Below are 12369 nucleotides of genomic sequence, written 5' to 3' on the forward strand. Positions count from 1 at the left end.
CGTGGGTGGGTCAGTGGGCAGCGCCGCCGGTGGTGCCCGGTGGCAGTGCGCGGGTCAGGAGCACGGCGATCATGCTGATGCCCAGCGCCAGGCCGACGAAATGGAAAGCGTCATTGTAGGCCATGATGCTGGCCTGCTGGTGCACGATCTGGCTCAGTTTGCCCAGTGCGGCCTGCTGGCTGCCGAGCTGCTCGGTGAGCAGGGCCAGGCGCTCGTCCACCTGTGGGTTGCCGGGTACCAGGGCTTCGCGCAGGTAGTCGAAGTAGGCCTTGCTGCGGCTGTCGAGCAGGGTGGCGAGCAGGGCGATGCCGATGGCGCCACCGAGGTTGCGCAGGATGTTGAACAGGCTGGAGGCGGAGCCGGCGTCCTGGGCCTGGATATAGGCGGTGGCGATCAGCGACACGGTGACCATGATCATCGGCTGGCCGAGGGCGCGGATGATCTGGATATGGTTGAACTGCTCGCCGGCGAAGTCCGGGTTGAGCACCCCGGAGGCGAAGCTGGAGAAGCCGAACAGGCCGAAACCCAGGGCGCACAGCAGCTTGGGCGGAACCACCTTCATCAGCAGCGGCACCAGCGGGATGATGAACAGCTGCGGCAGGCCCATCCACATGATCACTTCGCCGATCTGCAGGGCGCTGTAGTTCTGGATCTGCGCCAGGTACAGCGGCAGCAGGTAGATCGAGCCGTACAGGCCCAGGCCCATGCCCAGGCTGGCGATGCTGGTCAGGCCGAAGTTGCGCTCGCGCAGGATGCGCAGGTTGATCAGCGGGTTGTCGCGGGAGAACTGCAGGATGACGAACAGGCACAGGCTGATCAGCGCGATCGAGCCGAGGCCCACGATCAGGCTGGACTCCAGCCAGTCCTTGCGATGGCCTTCCTCGAGAAACACCTGCAGGCAGCCCAGACCCAGGCCCAGGGTGAGAATGCCGCCGTAGTCGGTGCTTTTCAGCAGTTCCCAGTGGGGCGCCTTCTTCTCCAGACCGTACATCAGCCCGGCGATCATCATCAGGCCTGGCGGCACGTTGATGTAGAAAATGTATTCCCAGCCCCAGTTTTCCGTCAGCCAGCCGCCCAGGGTCGGGCCGATGGAGGGGGCGAAGGTGGCTGTGATGGCAAACAGCGCCATGCCCTTGGCCCGGTGGTGTTCCGGCAGCTTGATCAGGGTCAGGGTGAAGGCCAGTGGAATCAGCGCGCCGCCGGTGAAGCCCTGCAGGGCGCGGAACACGATCATGCTCTCCAGGTTCCAGGCCATCGAGCAGAGCAGGGAGGAGGCGAGAAAGCCCAGCGACACCCACACTGCCAGGCGCCGCGCCGAGAGCAGCTGCACCAGCCAGGCGGTGAGCGGGATCATGATGATCTCCGCCACCAGGTAGGAGGTGGAAATCCATGAGCCTTCCTCCAGGGTGGCCGACAACGCGCCCTGGATGTCCTTCAGCGAGGAGTTGGTGATCTGGATATCCAACACCGCCATGAAGGCGCCGAGCATGGCGCTCATCACTGCGATCCAGTCGCGCCGGCTGGGTTCGCCGACGGGGCGGATCAGTTCATCAGCCGCCATGGCGTTGGTCGCCGCGGATGTCGACCTTGACCTCGACCGACATGCCCGGACGGATCCTGCCCTTGAGCGGGTTGTCCGCGGCGAAGGTCAGCTTCACCGGGATGCGCTGCACCACCTTGGTGAAGTTGCCGGTGGCGTTGTCCGGCGGCAGCAGGCTGAACTGCGCGCCGGAGGCGGCGAACAGGCTGTCGATGCGCGCCTCTATTGGCGTGTCGGGGTAGGCATCGAAGGTCAGCTCGGCCGTCTGCCCCGGTTGCATGCGGCCGATCTGGGTTTCCTTGAAGTTGGCCTGCACCCAGATGTCGTCATTGGGCACGATCGACAGCAGGTAGGCGCCGGCCTGCACCACCTGGCCATTGCGCGCCGAACGCTGGCCGACGATACCGCTGAGTGGGGCGTGGATCTGCGTGCGGGCCAGGTTCAACTCGGCCTGGGCGATATCTGCGCGGGCGTTGGCGATCTGCGCCTCGAGGCGCTTGACCTCGGCGTTCAGGGCGTCGACCTGCTGGCGCTGGGCGCTCAGATCCGCCTCGGCCTTGGCGACCTGGGAGAGGGCCACGCGGCTGTCGGCGGCCAGGGTGGTGACCCGCTCCTCGGAGACATAGCCGGGCTTGCGCAGGGTCTGCGCGCGGGACAGGTCGATCTGCGTGCGGCTGAGGGTGGCCTGGCTGGCACCGACGTCGGCGCGGCTGGCGGCAATCAGACTGGCCTGCTGGCTCAGGCGGCTTTGCGCCTGGGCCAGTTCGGCCTCGCGGGTGGCCAGGGTGGCGCGGGCGCGGTCGAGGGCCAGTTGGAAGTCGGCACTTTCCAGGGTGGCGAGCAGCTGGCCTTGTTCCACGTGCTGGTTGTCCTGCACCAGCACCTGCTCGATACGGGCGCCGAGCTGGCTGGAGATGCGGGTGATCTCGCCCTGCACATAGGCGTTGTCGGTGCTCTCGTGAAAACGTCCGACCAGCAGCCAGTGGCCGAACAGGGCCAGGGCGAGCAGAGCGACGAGGGCGAGGAACACGGACAGGCGGCGTTGCAGTTTTGCAGGCATGGCAGGGGCTCAAACGGCTGGCGTAAGTGTAAGCAAATCTAACAGTGTTGCTGCCAGTGTTATAGCCGCTAGAATTGGCATGCTTTGTTGTTTATAGGGAACAATAATGGGCCTCGATGATGCCTTGATCTTCACTCGCGTGGTGGAGTGCCACAGTTTCACCCAGGCAGCGCAGAGCCTGGGCATGCAGAAGTCCACGGTCAGCCGGCGCATCGCCCTGCTCGAGGAGCGCCTGGGCGTGCGCCTGCTCAACCGCACCACGCGCAAGCTGCGCCTGACGGAAGTGGGCCAGGCTTACTACGAGCGTTGTCGGCAGATCATGCTCGACTTCGCCGAGGCCGAGCAGGCGGTGATGCAGTTGCAGCAGGAGCCGTCCGGGCTGCTGCGCATCACCGCGCCCATCGAGTTCGGCCAATTGTTCCTCGGCGGCGTGCTCGGGCGGTTCATGCGCCAGTACCCGCAGATCAGTGCCGAGGTTGAGCTGACCTCGCGCGATGTCGACCCGGTGGAGGAGGGGGTGGATATCGCCATCCAGGTCGGCCAGCCACACGACTCCACGCTGATCGCGCGCAAGCTGTTCGAGAGTGGCCGGCGTCTGTGCGCCAGCCCGGATTACCTGGCCCTGCACGGTACTCCGCAGAGCATCGCGGGGCTCAGCGGGCACCGCGCCATCCTGCTGCCGCAGGATTCGCCGCGCTACTGGCCGCTGCTCGGCGAGCAGGTGGCCTGCCAGCGCGTGCTGTCGTGCAACAACATCACCCTGGCCCGCGAGGCGGCAGTGGCGGGTGCGGGAGTCGCCGGATTGCCGCTGATGATCACCGAGGAGGCGGTGCAGGACGGTCGTCTGGTGCCGTTACTGCCTGATGCCCGGTTGCCGGTAAGCGAGCTGTATGCGGTCTATCCATCGCGGCGTTTCCAGGCGATGAAGGTCAAGGCCTTCCTCGACTTCCTCATGGCCAGCCTGCCGCGCAGCAGTCTGCTGGAGCCGCCAGGGGCGGGCCTGTTAACATCGCGCCCCTGAGCTGTTTCCATCCGTTTCGCCTCATTGTTCCGAGAATCGTCATGACCAAAGTCCGCACTCGTATCGCGCCGTCGCCCACCGGTGATCCGCACGTCGGTACCGCCTACATCGCCCTGTTCAACCTGTGCTTCGCCCGCCAGCATGGCGGCGAGTTCATCCTGCGCATCGAGGACACCGATCAGCTGCGTTCGACCCGCGAGTCCGAGCAGCAGATATTCGACGCCCTGCGCTGGCTGGGTATCGAGTGGAACGAAGGCCCGGACGTCGGCGGCCCGCATGGCCCGTACCGGCAGAGCGAGCGTGGCGCGATCTACAAGAAGTACTCGGACGAGTTGGTCGCCAAGGGCCACGCCTTCCCCTGTTTCTGCTCCGCCGAGCGCCTGGACCAGGTGCGCGCCGAGCAGATGGCGAAGAAGGAAACCCCGCGCTACGACGGTCACTGCATGCATCTGGTGCCGGAAGAGGCGCAAAAGCGCATTGCCGCCGGCGAGTCTCACGTGGTGCGCATGAAGGTGCCGAGCGAAGGCGTCTGCGTGGTGCCGGACATGCTGCGCGGCGACGTGGAGATCCCGTGGGACCGCATGGACATGCAGGTGCTGATGAAGGCCGACGGCCTGCCCACCTACTTCCTGGCCAACGTGGTCGACGATCACCTGATGGAAATCACCCACGTTCTGCGCGGCGAGGAGTGGCTGCCGTCGGCGCCCAAGCTGATCAAGCTGTACGAGTACTTCGGCTGGGAGCAGCCCAAGCTGTGCTACATGCCGCTGCTGCGCAATCCGGACAAGTCCAAGCTGTCCAAGCGCAAGAACCCCACCTGCATCACCTTCTACGAGCGCATGGGCTTCATGCCCGAGGCGCTGCTCAACTACCTGGGGCGCATGGGTTGGTCGATGCCGGACGAACGCGAGAAGTTCTCGCTCAATGAGATGATCGAACACTTCGACCTGTCGCGCGTGTCTCTCGGCGGGCCGATCTTCGACGTGGAGAAGCTGTCCTGGCTCAACGGCCAGTGGCTGCGCGAGCTGCCGGTGGAAGACTTCGCCAAGCGCGTGCAGGACTGGGCGTTCAATTCCCGGTACCTGATGCAGATCGCCCCCCATGTGCAGCAGCGGGTCGAAACCTTCAGCGACATCGCGCCGCTGGCCAGCTTCTTCTTCAGCGGCGGCGTGCAGCTCGATCCCGCCCTGCTGGTACACAAGAAGCTGACCCCGGATCAGGTGCGCCAGGCCCTGCAGCTGCTGCTGTGGGAGCTGGAAGCGCTGCGCCAGTGGGACAAGGAGAAGATCACCGAGAGCATTCAGTTCGTCTGCGCGGGCCTAGGCCTCAAGCTGCGCGACCTGATGCCGCTGATCTTCCCGGCCATCACCGGAAAGGCCAGCTCGGTGTCGGTGCTGGACGCCATGGAAATCCTCGGTGCCGACCTGTCGCGCTTCCGTCTGCGCCAGGCCATCGAGCTGCTCGGCGGCGTCAGCAACGGTGAGAGCAAAGAGTGGAAGAAGCTGCTGGAATCTTTCCGCTGAGCGGTGGGTGAGGGTAAGTGGTTGTTCTTTCGGCAAAAAATATTAGGGTCGAATGAAAAATAGTGTTGACAGCCCATGCCCTCGCCCCTAATATGCGCCCCGTCCAACGCGACGGGGCTATAGCTCAGCTGGGAGAGCGCTTGCATGGCATGCAAGAGGTCGACGGTTCGATCCCGTCTAGCTCCACCAAATTGCCACCGAACGAATTCCAGCCGTTCGAGTGAATGAAGGTTTCGTCCCCTTCGTCTAGTGGCCTAGGACACCGCCCTTTCACGGCGGTAACAGGGGTTCGAGTCCCCTAGGGGACGCCACTTTGCGCAGTGCTTGCACTGCACGTCGAGAGACGCAAAATCCGGGGCTATAGCTCAGCTGGGAGAGCGCTTGCATGGCATGCAAGAGGTCGACGGTTCGATCCCGTCTAGCTCCACCAATCACTGACAAGGCCAGCCTAAGGGCTGGCCTTGTTCTTCGAAGGTTACGTCCCCTTCGTCTAGTGGCCTAGGACACCGCCCTTTCACGGCGGTAACAGGGGTTCGAGTCCCCTAGGGGACGCCATTTTCTTTCCGCGTTTTGCGGGCTTCAAGGGTCACTCTTACGGAGTGGCCCTTTTGTTTTTCCGCCACCGCAAATCTTCTTCCTCGTAAATAGCCCGCCGACCAATGGTCGCGCCTGGTGCTTGCGTAAATTTATTATGCGCATAATATTTCGATCATAATATTTTTGGAGGCAGCCATGAGCGAAAAGAAGGCCCGGACCCGCGAACGCATCCTTGCCGCCGCCACTGCCGCGTTGATCCAGCGTGGTCCGGCGGAGCCCCGCGTGGGTGAGGTGATGGGGGCGGCGGGGCTGACGGTGGGGGGCTTCTATGCCCACTTCGAGAGCAAGGATGCGCTGATGCTTGAGGCTTTCCGCCAGCTGCTCGGCCGTCGTCGCAGCCTGCTCAAGCAGCTGGATGCCGATCTTCCTGCCCAGGAGCGGCGCGCCCTGGTGGCGGCCTTCTACCTGTCGCGCAAGCACCGTGACAGCCAGGACGATGGCTGTCCGCTGCCCAGCTCGCTGGGCGAGCTGACGCGTTTGCCGGAGAGTTTTCGCTCCAGCCTGGCCGAGCATCTTGAGCTGATGGTCGCCGAGCTGGCTGGCAGCCCGGAAGAGGCCGACAAGGCGCTGGCCGATCTGGCGCTGATGGTTGGCGGTCTGGCGATCGCCCGGGCGTTGGGCGCGGGCGAGTTGTCTGATCGAGTTCTGCGGGCCGCCAAGTCGGCGGTCGTCTGAAAGTGTGCCCGGCACCACCGGGCTTGAGAGTGAGGAGAAGCGAAATGAGCAGCCTGAGCTGGGTTCGTGGCTTCAATGCCACTGTGGGTCGTTTGGCTCCCGAGTTGGCAGCCAGCAAGATGCACCGGGCGTTCCTCACCCCACGCGATTTGCCGCCGCGCGACTGGGAGTTGCCGCTGCTGGCCTCGGCCGAGCGCATCACCTTGCGCTTCGGCCTGTCCGCCTTGCGCTGGGGGCAGGGGCCGGCCGTGCTGTTGCTGCATGGCTGGGAAGGGCGGCCGACCCAGTTCGCCTACCTGATCCAGGCGCTGGTGCGCGCCGGCTATGGCGTGGTCGCGCTGGATGCACCGGCTCACGGCCGTTCGCCCGGGCATGAGGCCAACGTGGTGCTGTTTGCCCGCGCCCTGCTGGAGGCGTCCAGCGAGTTGCCGCCGCTGAGGGCGGTGATCGGCCACTCCATGGGCGGCGCCAGTGCGCTGCTGGCGACTCAGTTGGGACTGCGCACCGAGGCCTTGGTGACCATCTCGGCTCCGGCGCGGATCATCGGTGCCCTGCGTCGCTTTGCCCACTTCGTCGGCCTGCCCAGGCAGGCGCGGGCGCAGTTCGTACGCATGGTCGAGAGCAGTGCCGGCATGCCGGCGGCGCAACTGGATGCGGCGCGCTACCAACTGGACTTCCCCGGCTTGGTGGTGCATGCCGCGGATGACCAGATGGTACCCAGTAGCGAGGCGCAGAGTATTCATGCCGCCTGGCCCGACAGCCGCCTGCTGCATCTGCCCAGTGGTGGCCACAGCAAGCTGCTGGCCGACCCGCAACTGGCCGAGGCGGTGCTGGAACTGCTTGGCAGCGCCGATCCGTCAGCCGCTGCATCACCTCGCGCGGTCGCCGGTGTGGTACACCGGCCGGCACTGGCTTCTTGAGTGGCATTAAGCCTGGCGGCGAATGCTGTCCGTCGCCAGGTTGCGGTGCTTGGGTGCGTGGCCAACTTGGCGCATGATGCCGGCTCTTCCGCAGCCTTGCAGTGCACCATGAAACCAGCCGTTTTCCTCGAATTCGCCGATCGCCAGCGCTGTGCCGAGCAGTTGGCCAGCGACCTGGCGCAGGTGCTGAATCGGGTTCTCACGCAGCAGGCGCGTGCCGCGTTGCTGTTGCCCGGCGGCAGTAGCCCGCAGGTGCTGTTGCCGCAGTTGGCCGCGCAGCCTCTGGACTGGGCGCGCATCGACCTGTCGCCCACCGATGAGCGCTGGGTGGCGGCCGATGATCCACGCAGCAACCATCGCTTGTTGCATGCGGCCCTGGCCCGGGCGAACTGCCTCGACCCGCGCCAGGGAGACAGCCCGCAACGTGCGGCCAGTCAATGGCAGGCGCATCTGCTCGGCTGGTTGCCGTTTGCCGCGGTGCTGCTGGGGATGGGCGAAGACGGTCATTTTGCCTCGCTGTTTCCGGGCATGGCGGGTTTGGCCGCGGCCCTCGACCAGGCGGCCGAGCCCGCCGCGCTGCCGGCCTGGGCGCCGAGCGAGCCGTGCCAGCGTCTGTCGCTGAATCTGAGCATGCTCTGCCAGACAGGGTGGTTGGGCCTGCTCGCCTTTGGTGCGGCCAAGCGCGAGCTGATCGAACGGGTCGCCCGTGGTGAGGTGGCGAGCCGCGAGCTGCCGCTGCATGCGCTGTACCACAACGGCCTGAACCCCTTGCGCATCTACTGGGCGCCTTGAGTCGTTGAGGTGGCGTTGTGCGCACCGCAAAACCCGCAGATTGTCCCGGTGCGCGCGGCGCACCCTACGGCAACCGCTGTCCTGGTGACCCCGAGCAGGTTCTAAGCCGTTACACTCAGGGCTTACCTGAGTAAAAAGCGAATACCCTGATGCTCAATGCCGTTGTCGAACAGGTTACCGCCGCGCTGGAGCAGCGCTCCGCCGCGCGCCGCGCGCGCTACCTGGCGCGCCTGCAGGAGGCCGCGCAGCGCGCTCCGCGCCAGCATCTGGGCTGCTCCAACCTGGCCCATGCGCTGGCCGCGCAGGACAGCGATGCGCGGCTGATCATGAAGCAGGGCGGCGCGGCCCATATCGCCATCGTCTCCAGCTACAACGATCTGCTCTCGGCCCATGCACCGCTGCGCGACTATCCCGAGCGGCTCAAGCAGGCCCTGGCCCGCCATGGCGCCACCGCGCAGTTCGCCGCCGGCGTGCCGGCCATGTGCGACGGCATCACCCAGGGCGAGGCGGGCATGCAGCTGTCGCTGTTTTCCCGCGACCTGATCGCCCAGGCCACGGCCATCGGCCTGACCCACGGCATCTTCGACGGCGCCCTCTATCTCGGGGTGTGCGACAAGATAGTGCCGGGCCTGCTGATCGGCGCCCTGCAGTTCGGCCATCTGCCGGCGCTGTTCGTCCCGGCCGGGCCGATGCACAGCGGCCTGGCCAACAAGGACAAGGCCGCCGTGCGCCAGCGCTATGTGCGCGGCGAGGTCGGCCGCGACGAGCTGCTCGCCGCCGAACTGGCCGCCTACCATGAGGCCGGCACCTGCACTTTCTACGGCACCGCCAACACCAACCAGTTGCTGATGGAGGCCATGGGCCTGCACGTGCCGGGCTCAGCCTTCGTCCACCCCTATACGCCATTGCGCGATGCGCTGACCGACGAGGCGGCGCGCCTGGTGGCGCGCAACAGTTCGAAGGGCGAGCGCTATTTGCCGGTCGGCGAGCAGATCGATGGGCGAGCGCTGATCAACGCCGTGGTGGCCCTGCTGGCCAGCGGCGGCTCGACCAATCATGGCCTGCACCTGCCGGCCATCGCCCGGGCCGCCGGTTATGAGCTGCTCTGGGAAGACTTCGCCGCGCTGTCCAGGGTGGTGCCGTTGCTGGCGCGGGTCTATCCCAATGGTGCGGCCGACGTGAACCAGTTCCAGGCCGCCGGCGGGCCGGCCTGGATCATCCGCGAACTGCTCGGTGCCGGGCTGATGCACGGCGATGTGGCCACCGCGGCCGGCGCCGAGCTGGCCGACTACGCCCGCGAGCCCTGGCTGGATCAGGGGCGCCTGGCCTGGCGCGAGCTGCCGGCGCAGAGCCCGGCGCCGGAGATCGTCCGGCCGGTGGCCGAGCCGTTCAGTCGCGAAGGGGGCTTCAGCCTGCTCGAAGGCAACCTGGGTCGCGCCATGCTCAAGACTTCCGCGGTCGATCCGGCGCACTGGCAGGTGCGCGCCCCGGCGCGGGTATTTGCCAGCGAGGCCGCGGTGCAGGCCGCCTATCAGGCCGGCGAGCTGAGCGGCGATCTGGTGCTGGTGGTGCGCTTCCAGGGGCCGCGGGCCAACGGCATGCCCGAACTGCACAAGCTGATGCCGCTGCTGGCCAACCTGCAGGCGGCCGGGCAGAAGGTTGCGCTGGTCACCGACGGGCGCCTGTCCGGCGCTTCCGGGCAGGTGCCGGCGGCGCTGCATGTGACCCCGGAAGCGGCGGCGGGCGGCGCCCTGGCCCGCCTGCGGGACGGCGACCTGCTCGAAGTGGATGCGTTGGCCGGTGTGCTGCGCGTCGAGTTGGCGCCGTCAGAGCTGGCAACGCGCCCATTGGCCGAGGCGCCGCCCGGGCTGGCGGCCGGCTACGGTCTCGAGCTGTTTGCCGCGCAGCGCCGCCTGGTCGGTGCGGCCGACCGCGGCGCAAGTATTTTCGATGAGGGGGACTGACATGAGTCTGACGATGGACAAGGTGCTGCAGCAGGCGCGCCCGGTGTTGCCGGTGCTGGTGATCGAGGATGTCGAACTGGCCGTGGACCTGGCCCGGGCCCTGCACGCCGGCGGCATCAGCGTGCTCGAGGTGACCCTGCGCACCCCGCGCGCCCTGGATGCCTTGGCGGCGATCCGCCAGGCCCTGCCGGAGCTGCTGGTGGGAGCCGGCACGGTGATCCATGCCGAGCAGTTTCAGGAGGCCCGCGATGCCGGCGCCCTGTTCACCGTCAGCCCTGGCTGCACCGAGCGCCTGGCGGCGGCCGCCGAGGATTCCGGCCTGCCGTACCTGCCGGCGGTGATGACGCCGTCCGAAGTGCTGCTGGCCCTGGAATACGGTTATCGCTCGCTCAAGCTGTTCCCGGCCAACGGAGCGGCCAGTGTGAAGATGCTGAAGAGCTTCAAGGGGCCGTTCACCGGCATCCGTTTCTGCCCCACCGGCGGCATCACCGCCGACAACCTGCTGAGCTTCCTGCGCCTGCCCAACGTGGCCTGCGTCGGCGGCACCTGGATCGCTCCGGACAACCTGATCCGCGCGCGCGCCTGGGACCAGATCACCCAGCTGGCCAGCGAAGCCTGTGCCCTGGCCGCCAGCGTGGAGGTCAAGGCATGAACTGGGACCTGCCGACGCCTTTCGTCATCGACCTGCAGGTGGCCGCCGAGGACATCGACGGCCTCGGCCACGCCAACAACGCGGTCTACGTCAGCTGGCTGGAGCGCTGCGCCTGGCGCCACTCGCAGAGCCTGGGTCTGGACCTGAGCGAGTACCGCCGGCTGGACCGGGCCATGGCCGTGCTGCGCCACGAGATCGACTACCTGGCCAGTGCCTACGAGGGCGAGGAACTGCAGATGGCCACCTGGATCGTCGAGTCCGACCAGCGCCTGAAGATGACCCGCCGCTTTCAGCTGTGGCGCCCAGCCGACGCCAGCACCCTGCTGCGCGCGCAGACCACCTTCGTCTGCATCGAGCTGTCCAGCGGCAAGCCCAAGCGCATGCCGGTGGAGTTCGTCGAGGGCTATGGCCGGGCGCTGCTGGAGCTCGTGGCGCCCTAGCCGATCGCGGCAGCAGGCGCCGGGCGGTCATCCGCGGCGCTATAAAGCCCCGGCGCCTGCCGCTACAATCGCCGCCCCGTTTTCCCCGAGAATCCTGCCGTGCAAATTGCCCTGGCGCCCATGGAGGGCCTGGTCGACGAGATCCTGCGTGATGTGCTGACCCGGGTCGGCGGCATCGACTGGTGCGTGACCGAGTTCATCCGGGTCAGCGACCGCCTGTTGCCGGCCTCGCACTTCCGCAAGCTGGCGCCGGAGCTGCGCACGGGCGCGCGCACCGCCGCCGGCACGCCGCTGCGTGTGCAGCTGCTCGGCTCCGACCCGGTCTGTCTGGCGGAAAACGCCGCCTATGCCTGCGAGCTGGGCGCGCCGGTGATCGACCTCAACTTCGGCTGCCCGGCCAAGACGGTGAACAAGTCGCGCGGCGGCGCGGTGCTGCTCAAGGAGCCGGAGCTGCTCCACGCCATCCTCTGCGAAGTGCGTCGGGCGGTGCCGCGCGAGATCCCGGTGACGGCGAAGATGCGCCTGGGCTTCGACAGCCCCGATGGCGCCCTCGACTGCGCGCGGGCGCTGGCCGATGGCGGGGCGGGGCAGCTGGTGGTGCATGCGCGGACCAAGGCCGACGGCTACAAGCCGCCGGCCCACTGGGAGTGGGTGGCGCGGGTGCAGGACGCAGTGCGCGTGCCGGTGTATGCCAATGGCGAGGTGTGGAGCCTCGATGACTGGCGGCGTTGCCGCGAGGTCAGCGGCGTCGAGGACATCATGCTCGGCCGCGGCCTGGTGGCCCGCCCGGACCTGGCCCGGCAGATCGCCGCGGCACGGGCCGGGCGCCACGTGGTGCCGATGAACTGGGGCGAGCTGCTGCCGCTACTGCGCGATTTCTGGCTGCAGGCCCGGCGCAAGATCGCCCCGCGCTATGCCCCGGGGCGCCTCAAACAGTGGCTGGCCATGCTCACCCGCAGCTACCCGGAGGCGGTCGCGCTGTTCGCCGCCATGCGCCGCGAGAACGACTGTGAGCGGCTGGATCTGCTGCTGGCCGCTGCGGCTGGCGGCGAGCGAATGGCCGACGAGGCGGATGCCCGGCTGTCCTGAGTGGAGGGTGGGATCTGCTGGCATGCGCGGCGCAGAGGGCGCTCTGCCCGCCGGATGGGCGCGACGACTATCCCTTGAATTTTTTCCCTGCGTCCA

General features: G+C 67.2%; 11 protein-coding genes and 4 tRNA genes. 13 read left to right on the forward strand and 2 right to left on the reverse strand.

Features of this window, described 5'->3' with window-relative positions:
- Positions 1-10: 10 nt before the first annotated feature.
- Both GV001_RS10515 and GV001_RS10520 read right to left on the reverse strand, forming a co-directional pair.
- Positions 11-1501, reverse strand: coding sequence for an MDR family MFS transporter (locus GV001_RS10515; protein WP_178091855.1), 1491 nt, complete (start codon positions 1499-1501; stop codon positions 11-13).
- A 49-nt stretch (positions 1502-1550) separates the two neighbouring features.
- Entirely contained in the window at positions 1551-2600 is a 1050-nt protein-coding gene (locus GV001_RS10520) for an HlyD family secretion protein (protein ID WP_160079569.1), read from the reverse strand.
- 106 nt (positions 2601-2706) lie between these two features.
- On the opposite strand from GV001_RS10520, the gene GV001_RS10525 reads away from it, so the two are divergent.
- The 13 genes from GV001_RS10525 to GV001_RS10585 all read left to right on the forward strand — a co-directional run bounded on the left by GV001_RS10525 (position 2707) and on the right by GV001_RS10585 (position 12273).
- Entirely contained in the window at positions 2707-3621 is a 915-nt protein-coding gene (locus GV001_RS10525) for a LysR family transcriptional regulator (protein WP_160079570.1), read from the forward strand.
- A 41-nt stretch (positions 3622-3662) separates the two neighbouring features.
- Positions 3663-5144 carry a glutamate--tRNA ligase gene (gltX, locus tag GV001_RS10530; RefSeq protein WP_160079571.1) on the forward strand — a complete coding sequence of 494 codons (1482 nt, stop codon included), beginning with the start codon at positions 3663-3665 and terminating at the stop codon, positions 5142-5144.
- Positions 5145-5257: 113 nt separating this feature from the next.
- Positions 5258-5333 (forward strand) — tRNA-Ala (locus tag GV001_RS10535).
- Between the two features lie 46 nt (positions 5334-5379).
- Positions 5380-5455 (forward strand) — tRNA-Glu (locus GV001_RS10540).
- A 43-nt stretch (positions 5456-5498) separates the two neighbouring features.
- Positions 5499-5574, forward strand: a tRNA-Ala gene (locus GV001_RS10545).
- A 49-nt stretch (positions 5575-5623) separates the two neighbouring features.
- Positions 5624-5699, forward strand: a tRNA-Glu gene (locus GV001_RS10550).
- Between the two features lie 177 nt (positions 5700-5876).
- Complete coding sequence (locus tag GV001_RS10555) at positions 5877-6416, forward strand: TetR/AcrR family transcriptional regulator (RefSeq protein WP_160079572.1); 540 nt, start codon at positions 5877-5879, stop codon at positions 6414-6416.
- A 44-nt stretch (positions 6417-6460) separates the two neighbouring features.
- Positions 6461-7336 (forward strand): alpha/beta fold hydrolase, encoded by an 876-nt coding sequence (locus GV001_RS10560; protein WP_160079573.1) that lies wholly within the window; start codon positions 6461-6463, stop codon positions 7334-7336.
- A gap of 108 nt (positions 7337-7444) precedes the next feature.
- Entirely contained in the window at positions 7445-8128 is a 684-nt protein-coding gene (gene pgl, locus GV001_RS10565) for a 6-phosphogluconolactonase (RefSeq protein WP_160079574.1), read from the forward strand.
- Between the two features lie 149 nt (positions 8129-8277).
- Positions 8278-10092: a phosphogluconate dehydratase gene (gene edd, locus GV001_RS10570; RefSeq protein ID WP_160079575.1), complete on the forward strand. Its 1815-nt coding sequence runs from the start codon at positions 8278-8280 to the stop codon at positions 10090-10092.
- 1 nt (position 10093) lies between these two features.
- The gene (locus tag GV001_RS10575; protein WP_160079576.1) at positions 10094-10744 is read left to right on the forward strand and encodes a bifunctional 4-hydroxy-2-oxoglutarate aldolase/2-dehydro-3-deoxy-phosphogluconate aldolase; all 651 of its coding nucleotides are present in this window, start codon (positions 10094-10096) and stop codon (positions 10742-10744) included.
- The gene (locus tag GV001_RS10580) at positions 10741-11184 is read left to right on the forward strand and encodes a thioesterase family protein (RefSeq protein ID WP_160079577.1); all 444 of its coding nucleotides are present in this window, start codon (positions 10741-10743) and stop codon (positions 11182-11184) included. The genes GV001_RS10575 and GV001_RS10580 overlap by 4 nt, the downstream gene beginning before the upstream one ends.
- Before the next feature lie 99 nt (positions 11185-11283).
- Entirely contained in the window at positions 11284-12273 is a 990-nt protein-coding gene (locus GV001_RS10585) for a tRNA-dihydrouridine synthase (RefSeq protein WP_160079578.1), read from the forward strand.
- Positions 12274-12369 lie beyond the last annotated feature (96 nt).

The organism is Pseudomonas sp. 8AS, from assembly GCF_902506505.1.
Lineage (GTDB): Bacteria > Pseudomonadota > Gammaproteobacteria > Pseudomonadales > Pseudomonadaceae > Aquipseudomonas.